9 protein-coding genes are annotated in these 7,933 nt (G+C 70.4%); 4 read left to right on the top strand and 5 right to left on the bottom strand.

The window, feature by feature from the left end:
• Positions 1–45 precede the first annotated feature (45 nt).
• Complete coding sequence (locus tag ABD151_RS16215; RefSeq protein WP_343995829.1) at positions 46–1,224, top strand: sensor histidine kinase; 1,179 nt, start codon at positions 46–48, stop codon at positions 1,222–1,224.
• Positions 1,221–1,880: a response regulator gene (locus tag ABD151_RS16210; protein WP_343995828.1), complete on the top strand. Its 660-nt coding sequence runs from the start codon at positions 1,221–1,223 to the stop codon at positions 1,878–1,880. The genes ABD151_RS16215 and ABD151_RS16210 overlap by 4 nt, the downstream gene beginning before the upstream one ends.
• 2 nt (positions 1,881–1,882) lie before the next feature.
• Here ABD151_RS16210 and ABD151_RS16205 read toward each other — a convergent pair whose 3' ends face one another.
• Both ABD151_RS16205 and murI read right to left on the bottom strand, forming a co-directional pair.
• Positions 1,883–2,641 (bottom strand): MBL fold metallo-hydrolase, encoded by a 759-nt coding sequence (locus ABD151_RS16205; RefSeq protein WP_343995827.1) that lies wholly within the window; start codon positions 2,639–2,641, stop codon positions 1,883–1,885.
• Positions 2,638–3,438 (bottom strand): glutamate racemase, encoded by an 801-nt coding sequence (gene murI / locus ABD151_RS16200; protein ID WP_343995825.1) that lies wholly within the window; start codon positions 3,436–3,438, stop codon positions 2,638–2,640. The genes ABD151_RS16205 and murI overlap by 4 nt, the downstream gene beginning before the upstream one ends.
• A gap of 110 nt (positions 3,439–3,548) precedes the next feature.
• Here murI and ABD151_RS16195 point away from each other — a divergent pair, with 110 nt between their 5' ends.
• The gene (locus ABD151_RS16195; RefSeq protein ID WP_343995824.1) at positions 3,549–4,595 is read left to right on the top strand and encodes an alkaline phosphatase family protein; all 1,047 of its coding nucleotides are present in this window, start codon (positions 3,549–3,551) and stop codon (positions 4,593–4,595) included.
• A gap of 160 nt (positions 4,596–4,755) precedes the next feature.
• Here ABD151_RS16195 and ABD151_RS16190 read toward each other — a convergent pair whose 3' ends face one another.
• Genes ABD151_RS16190 through ABD151_RS16180 form a run of 3 tightly spaced genes read right to left on the bottom strand, consistent with a single transcriptional unit; the run spans position 4,756 to position 6,454 of the window.
• Positions 4,756–5,706 carry a PLP-dependent cysteine synthase family protein gene (locus tag ABD151_RS16190; protein ID WP_343995823.1) on the bottom strand — a complete coding sequence of 317 codons (951 nt, stop codon included), beginning with the start codon at positions 5,704–5,706 and terminating at the stop codon, positions 4,756–4,758.
• A gap of 5 nt (positions 5,707–5,711) precedes the next feature.
• Entirely contained in the window at positions 5,712–5,990 is a 279-nt protein-coding gene (locus tag ABD151_RS16185) for a MoaD/ThiS family protein (RefSeq protein WP_343995822.1), read from the bottom strand.
• A 35-nt stretch (positions 5,991–6,025) separates the two neighbouring features.
• Positions 6,026–6,454, bottom strand: a complete 429-nt coding sequence (locus ABD151_RS16180) for a M67 family metallopeptidase (RefSeq protein WP_343995821.1) — start codon at positions 6,452–6,454, stop codon at positions 6,026–6,028.
• 95 nt (positions 6,455–6,549) lie between these two features.
• On the opposite strand from ABD151_RS16180, the gene gdhA reads away from it, so the two are divergent.
• A complete protein-coding gene (gene gdhA / locus ABD151_RS16175) occupies positions 6,550–7,896 on the top strand; it encodes an NADP-specific glutamate dehydrogenase (RefSeq protein WP_343995820.1) in 1,347 nt (448 codons plus the stop codon).
• Positions 7,897–7,933: the final 37 nt, after the last annotated feature.

The following is a 7,933-nucleotide window of genomic DNA, read 5'->3' as shown; positions in this document are numbered from 1 at the left end:
ACCGGACCGATGACGCCGTCGGCCCAACTGCCTAGGCTTGCCCGCGTGAAGTGGAGCATCGACTGGAACCCGGGCACTCCGCCCTGGCAGGCCGAGGGGATCAGCCGGCGCGGCAGCATCGCCCGCTACCTGGGCTGCATCGCGATCAGCCTGATGGTCTGGTTCACCCTGGCGCCACTGCATCAGGGCGTGTCCACCTGGATGCTGGTGCTGGACCTGCTGCTCGGCGCCGTCTCCTTCGGGATCGTCCACCTGCGCCGCCGCTATCCGGTGCCGGTCGCGCTGGTGACCTCGATCCTCTCCACCTTCTCCACCGCCTCGTCCGGTCCGGCGACGCTGGCGGCCGTCTCGGTCGCCACCCGGCGCCGGATCCCCCAGGTCGTCCTGGTCGGCGTCGTCAACACCGTCTGCGCGGTGCTGCTCAACTCCTACTTCGGCATCGAACAGGAGACGCCGCTGCTCGATCTCACCGTCAACGTGGTCTTCGCCGGGGCGATGATGGCTTGGGGCATGTACATCGGGTCGCGCCGCGAGCTGCTCTACAACCTGCGCGAGCGCGCCCTGCGTGCCGAGGCCGAGCAGGAGCTGCGCGGCGACAAGGCCCGCGGCGACGAGCGGGCCCGGATCGCCCGCGAAATGCACGACGTGCTCGCGCACCGGATCAGCCAGGTCTCCATGCAGGCCGGAGCGCTGACCTTCCGCAGCGATCTGAGCGCCGACGAGCTGCGGGCCGGCATCGGCGTCATCCACGAGCAGGCCAACCACGCCCTCGAGGACCTGCGCAGCGTGCTCGGCGTGCTGCGCGACCCGGGCACCGGCAAGCTGCTGGACCGGCCGCAGCCGACCTGGCGCGACGTCGGCGACCTGATCGCCGAGGCCCGCGCCAACGGGCTGCACATCGAGTTCACCGACACGCTGAGCGCGGCCGACACCCTGGCCGCGGCCACCGGTCGCACGGCCTACCGGATCGTCCAGGAGGGGCTCACCAACGCCCGCAAGCACGCCCCCGGTGCGACCATCTTCGTCCAGGCGGAGGGCGACGAGGCGAACGGCCTGGAGATCGTGATCCGCAATCCGCTGGGCTTCCGGGCGAGCTCCACCCCGACCTCGGGGCTCGGCCTGGTCGGACTGACCGAGCGCGCCGCACTGGCCGGCGGAACTCTGCGACACCACAGCGACGGGTCGATGTTCGTGCTCCGTTGCTGGCTACCGTGGTCCCCGTGAGCGAGTCCCCCATCGGCGTGCTGATCGTCGACGACGACCCCCTGGTGCGCGGCGCGCTCGCGCTGATGCTCGGCGGCCAACCCGACCTGTCGGTGATCGGCGAGGCGGGCGACGGCAATGCCGCGCTGGCCGCCGTGCGCGAGCGGCGCCCCGACGTGGTGCTGATGGACATCCGGATGCCCGGCCTCGACGGCCTGGAGGCGACCCGGCAGCTGCACCTGCAGCCCGATCCCCCGCGGGTGATCGTGCTGACCACCTTCGACGCCGACGACTACGTGGTGAGCGCGGTCGCCGCCGGCGCCGAGGGCTTCCTGGTCAAGGACACCCCGCCGGCCGAGATCGTGGCGGCGATCCGCGCCGTCGCCGATGGCGACCCGATGCTCTCGCCGTCCGCGACGGCGTCGCTGATCCGCCAGGTGCGCAACGAGGAGCCGGACCGCGCGCTCGCGGCCAAGCGCCGGCTCGGCTCGCTGACCGAGCGCGAGCTCGAGGTCGCGGTCGCGGTCGGTCGCGGCCTCAGCAACGCCGAGATCGGCCAGGAGCTGCACCTGTCGGTGCCGACGGTGAAGACCCACGTCTCCCGGGTCTTCGAGAAGCTCGCCACCAGCAACCGGGTTCAGGTCGCGATCTGCGTCCACGACGCCGGACTGGTCTGAGCTCAGATCTCGTAGACGGCGCCCACCCGCGCCAGCTCCAACGGCCCGGACCAGACCTCGCGGGCCTCGTCGAAGGCGATCTGCTTGTCGTGCCACGGCGGGATGTGGGTGAGCACCACGCGGTCCGCGCCGGCGCGCACGGCCAGCTCGCCGACCTCGCGCCCGGTCAGGTGGATCCCCTCGGGGTTCTCGTCGCCGTCGCAGAAGGCCGCCTCTGCCAACAGCAGGTCGGCACCGCGGGCGGCACGGTCCAGCCCCTCGCACGGCGCGCAGTCACCCGAGTAGACCAGGGTCCGGCCGCCCGCGGTGATCCGCAGGGCGTAGGCCGGCACCGGATGCTCGACGTCGATCGCCTCCACCTGGAACGGGCCGAAGGAGAACGGGCCCGATGGGTAGAGCCGGAAGTCGAACTCCTCGTGCATCCCCGGCTGCGGAGCCAGGTCGTAGGCGCCCGCCAACCGGCCCGGGGTGTCGTTGGGGCCCCAGACCGGGATGATCGGCGCGTGGCCGCTGGGGTGGTAGCGGCGCATCACGTAGTAGCCGCACAGGTCGAGGCAGTGGTCGGCGTGCAGGTGGCTGAGCAGGACGCCGTCGATGGTCAGCGGGTCGGCGAAGTTGTGCAGGCTGCCCAGGGCGCCACTGCCGAGGTCGAGCAGCACCCGCCAGGTGCGACCCTCGAACTCCTCCTCCAACAGGTAGCAGCTCGCGGGCGAGTCCGGGCCCGGATACGACCCGGAGCAGCCGACCACGGTGAGCCTCATGCCATCCCCCCGGCGAACTGGCTGGCGACCGCCAGCTCCGGCCCCAGGAACCGGCGACCGATGCCGGCGAAGTCCTCGGCGCTGCCGGTGGTCAGGAAGCGGTGCGACGGCGTGCCGTCGGTGGCCATCAAGTCACGCTGAACGAGCATCCGGTACACGTCCTTCGCACACTCCTCAGCGCTGCTGACCAAGGTGACCTGGTCACCCATCACATAGGAGATGACACCAGTCAGCAACGGATAATGCGTGCATCCGAGGATCAGCGTGTCGACGCCCGCCGAGGTCAGCGGGTCCAGGTACTCGTGCGCGGCGGCCAGCAGCTCGTCGCCGCCGGTGATGCCCTGCTCCACGAAGTCCACGAAGCGCGGGCACGCCTGCGTGGTCAGGGTGACGTGCGGTGCTGCGGCGAACGCGTCGTCGTAGGCCATCGACTCGGCGGTGGCCCGGGTGCAGATGACCCCGATCCGGCCGGTCCGGCTGGCAGCGACCGCGCGCCGGGTGGCCGGGTAGATCACCTCGACCACGGGCACGTCGTAGCGCTCCCGGGCGTCGCGGAGCATCGCCGCGCTGGCCGAGTTGCAGGCGATCACCAGCGCCTTCACGCCCTGGTCGACCAGGTGGTCGAGACACTCCAGCGCGTACTCGCGCACGGCACTGATCGGCTTGGGGCCGTAGGGCTGGCGCGCGGTGTCGCCGAGATAGAGGACCGACTCGTGCGGCAGCTGGTCGATCACCGACCGGGCCACGGTGAGGCCACCGAAGCCGGAGTCGAAGATGCCAATGGGTTGGTCGGTCACGAGAGGTCAGGGTAGTCGGCAGGGACGCTGCTGGCACCACTTGGCGACCGACATCACGCGCTTGCAAACAGCAAGCACAGCTAGCACCCGGACCGGACTAGGCTGACCGGATGGGCATCCCTACGAGGCATCGGCTCCGGCCCTTCGGCGTCGCCGTGGCGACCCTCACCCTGGTGGCGGCATCGGGGTGCGCCGGCGACAGCGGCGACCCACGCCCCGACGAGACCGCCGTCGCCAGTGCGCACCGGCCCGCCGAGCACCCCGCTCGAGTGGTGCTGATCTCGGTGGACGGCCTGAACCCGACGGCGATCACCAAGCTCGGCCGCGCGGGCACCCCGAACCTGCATCGGCTGCTGCGCGAGGGCTCCGGAACCCTCAACGCCCGCACCCTGGTGGAGCGGACGATCACCCTGCCCAACCACACCGGGATGCTCACCGGACGCCGGGTGGATGCGCGCCACGGCGGGCACGGCGTCACCGTCAACCACGACCCCGGCACCACCGTGCACCGCTACGCCGGGGAGCGGGTGGCCTCGATCTTCGACGTCGTCGACGACGCCGGCCGGAGCACCGCGCTGTATGCCTCCAAGGAGAAGTTCGCGTTCTTCAAGCGGAGCTGGCCCACGAGCATCGACCGCTACGTGTGGCGCACCAGCAATGCGAAGCTGATCCGCAAGGTGCGCGCCGGGCTGACCTCCTCCCCCGCCGCCCTGACCTTCGTGCACCTGTCGGCGCCCGACGTGGCCGGGCACGCGCACGGCTTCCTCACCCCGCGCTACCTGGACGCGGTCAAGCACGTCGACCGCCTGCTGGGCACCCTGATCCGCACCGTGCGCGGGGACGCCGGCCTGCGCACCAGCACCGCGATCGTGGTGACCGCCGACCACGGCGGCCCGCGCAACGACAAGCTGCACTCGGTGCGCACGCTGCGCGCCAACTACCGGGTTCCGGTGCTGGCCTGGGGACCGGGCATCGAGCCCGGGAACCTCTATGCCCTCAACCCGGCGTTCAAGAACCCGGGCACGGGCCGGCCCGGTTACGGCGGCAAGCAGCCGATCCGCAACGGGATGGTCGCGAACCTGGCGCTCTCGCTGCTGGGCCTGGGCCCGGTGCCGGGCAGCACGCTGGACAAGGCCCAGCGGCTGCGGGTCGGCTAGTGGCGCGGGTCGGAAGTTCTGGGATGGTTGGCGTGCTCGGGGTGCGTGCATCGCAAGGCGGAGGACCGAAGGCGGGCCGGAGGCCCGTCGAGTGTTCGACAACGCCGCGAGGTGCGTGCCCCGGGCGCGCGAACCGCCCAACAACTTCCGACCCGGGACACTAGGCCCAGAGCTGGCCCTCGAGGCGTGCCTCTGCCTCATCGATGGTGCCCTCGTAGGCGCCGGTCGACAGGTACTTCCAGCCGGCGTCGGCCACCACGAACGCGATGTCGGCGCTCTCGCCGGCCTTGACCGCCTTGGCGGCCTGGCCGAGCGCGGCGTGCAGGATCGCGCCGGTCGAGATGCCGGCGAAGATGCCCTCCAGCTCGAGCAGCTCGCGGACCCGGCGGACGGCGTCACGGGGGCCGACCGAGAACCGGGTGTCGATCAGCTCGGCGTCGTAGAGCTCCGGCACGAAGCCCTCGTCGAGGTTGCGCAGGCCGTAGACGAGCTCGCCGTAGCGGGGCTCGGCCGCGACGATGCGGACCTCGGGCTTGGCCTTGCGGAAGTAGCGCGAGACGCCCATCAGCGTGCCGGTGGTGCCCAGACCCGCTACGAAGTGGGTGATCTCGGGCAGGTCGGCCAGCAGCTCGGGACCGGTGCCCTCCTCATGCGCGAGGGCATTGGCGGCGTTGCCGTACTGGTAGAGCATCACCCAGTCGGGGTGCTCGGCGGCGACCTTCTTGGCCACCCGGACCGCCTCGTTGGAGCCGCCGGCCGCCGGGGAGGAGACGATCTCGGCTCCCCACATGCGCAGCAGCAGACGGCGCTCCTCCGAGGTGTTCTCCGGCATCACGCAGACGAGGCGGTAGCCCTTGAGCTTGGCCGCCATCGCCAGCGAGATCCCGGTGTTGCCGGAGGTCGGCTCGAGGATGGTGCACCCGGGGCGCAGCAGTCCGTCGGCCTCCGCCTGCTCGATCATCTTCAGGGCCGGACGGTCCTTGATCGAGCCGGTCGGATTGCGATCCTCCAGCTTGGCCCACAGGCGTACCTGCGGGTTGGGCGACAGCCTGGGCAGGCCGACCAGCGGGGTGCCGCCGACCGAGGCCAGCAGGTTGTCGAAGCGTGCCACTGGACTCAGCGCGCTCCACCGGCGACGGCCGGCAGCACGACGACCTGGTCGCCGTCGCTCAGGGTGGCCTCGAGGCCACCGATGAAGCGGACGTCCTCGTCGTTGATGTAGACGTTGACGAAGCGGCGCAGGTCGCCGTTGTCGATCAGGCGGTCCTTGATGCCGGGGTGGTTGGCCTCAAGGTCGTCGATCAGCGCGGACAGGGTGGCACCCTCACCGGAGACAGCCTTCTCGCCGTCGGTGTAGGTGCGCAGGATGGTCGGGATCTTGACCTCGATAGCCATCTGGCTTTGCTCCTTGTGAATGAACTGAGTGGGACTTAGTCGAGACTCGGCACGACGGTGACCTCTTCTTCGGTCACCGTGCCGTCCACGATTCTGTAGGACCGAAACTCCACCGGACCCTCGTTATTCCCGTGCTCTCGGGTGGAGACCAGCACGTAGTGGGCCCCGGGCTCGCTGGCCAGGCCGATGTCGGTCCGGCTCGGGTACGCCTCGGTGGCGGTGTGGGAGTGGTAGATCACCACCGGCTCCTCGTCGCGGTCCCACATCTCCTTGTAGAGCTCGAGCAGCTCGGTGGAGTCGAACTCGTAGAAGGTGGGGCTGCCGGCGGCGTTCACCATCTCGACCACGCGCTCGGCACGGTCACTGCCCTCGGGACCGGCGACGATGCCACAGGCCTCGTCGGGGTGGTCGCGCTTGGCGTGAGCCACGAGGGCGTCATAGGTCGATTGAGCGATGGTCAACACGGTCCAAGGTTAGGCGAGGCGCTGGGAGCGCCCGGAATCAGGGCCAGGGAATGGACCGTGTTACGACTCTGAAACAGAACGTTTACCCTTGCGTCATGCACGAACTTCACCCCGCCCTCCAACCGCACTTCGAGACGGTGCTGTCTCGGAACCCGGCCGAGGCCGAGTTCCACCAGGCCGTCCTGGAGGTTCTGGGCTCGCTGGGACCGGTCGTCTCCAAGCACCCCGAGCTGTTGGACATGGCCGTCATCGAGCGGCTCTGCGAGCCCGAACGCCAGCTGATCTTCCGGGTGCCGTGGACCGACGACCAGGGCCGCGTGCACATCAACCGCGCGTTCCGCGTCGAGTTCAACTCCGCGCTCGGCCCCTACAAGGGCGGCCTGCGGTTCCACCCCTCGGTGAACCTCGGCATCGTGAAGTTCCTCGGCTTCGAGCAGATCTTCAAGAACGCGCTCACCGGGCTGCCGATCGGCGGCGGCAAGGGCGGCTCCGACTTCGACCCCAAGGGTCGCTCGGACCGCGAGGTGATGGCGTTCTGCCAGTCGTTCATGACCGAGCTCTACCGCCACATCGGCGAGTACACCGACGTGCCCGCCGGCGACATCGGCGTGGGCGGTCGCGAGATCGGCTACCTGTTCGGCCAGTACAAGCGGATCACCAACCGCTACGAGTCCGGCGTGCTGACCGGCAAGGGCATCGGCTGGGGCGGCTCGCTGGTGCGCACCGAGGCCACCGGCTACGGAACGGTCTTCTTCACCCAGGAGATGCTGGCCGCCGCCGGCCAGACCCTCTCGGGTCGCCGCGTCGTCGTCTCCGGCTCCGGGAACGTGGCCATCTACGCCGCGCAGAAGGCCGCCGACCTCGGCGCCCACGTGGTCGCCTGCTCCGACTCCGGCGGCTACATCGTCGACGAGGCGGGCCTGGACCTCGAGCTGCTCAAGCAGATCAAGGAGGTCGAGCGCGGCCGCCTGACCGACTACGCCGCGCGTCGTCCGGGTGCCAAGCACGTCGCCGATGGCTCCGTGTGGGACGTGCCCTGCGAGGTCGCCCTGCCGTGCGCCACCCAGAACGAGCTCGACGGCAACCACGCCAAGACCCTGGTCGCCAACGGCGTGATCGCGGTCGCCGAGGGCGCCAACATGCCGAGCACCCCGGACGCCGTCCGGGTGTTCCAGGAGAACAACATCCTGTTCGCCCCGGGCAAGGCCGCCAACGCCGGCGGCGTGGCCACCAGCGCCCTGGAGATGCAGCAGAACGCGTCCCGCGACCGCTGGACCGCGGACTACACCGAGGAGCGGTTGCGCCAGATCATGGTCAACCTGCACAACCGGTGCGCCTCCGCCGCCGACGAGTACGGCTCGCCGGGCAACTACGTGGTGGGCGCGAACATCTCCAGCTTCCTGCAGGTCTCCGAGGCGGTCGTCGCCCTCGGCGTGATCTGAGCGAGCAGCACCACCTGCGGAAGGCCGCGCCCCTCGG

This window comes from Nocardioides dubius, assembly GCF_039528155.1.
Classification (GTDB): Bacteria; Actinomycetota; Actinomycetes; order Propionibacteriales; family Nocardioidaceae; genus Nocardioides; species Nocardioides dubius.
The sequence above is the reverse complement of the archived record's forward strand: the minus strand, read 5'-3'. Positions and strand labels throughout refer to the sequence as shown.

What these genes read in the sequence shown, in the direction of transcription:
- ABD151_RS16195 (WP_343995824.1), top strand. Translation starts at nt 3,549, where the DNA reads ATGGGCATCCCTACGAGGCATCGGCTCCGGCCCTTCGGCGTCGCCGTG.
- ABD151_RS16205 (WP_343995827.1), bottom strand. Translation starts at nt 2,641, where the DNA reads ATGAGGCTCACCGTGGTCGGCTGCTCCGGGTCGTATCCGGGCCCGGAC.
- ABD151_RS16185 (WP_343995822.1), bottom strand. Translation starts at nt 5,990, where the DNA reads ATGGCTATCGAGGTCAAGATCCCGACCATCCTGCGCACCTACACCGAC.
- gdhA (WP_343995820.1), top strand. Translation starts at nt 6,550, where the DNA reads ATGCACGAACTTCACCCCGCCCTCCAACCGCACTTCGAGACGGTGCTG.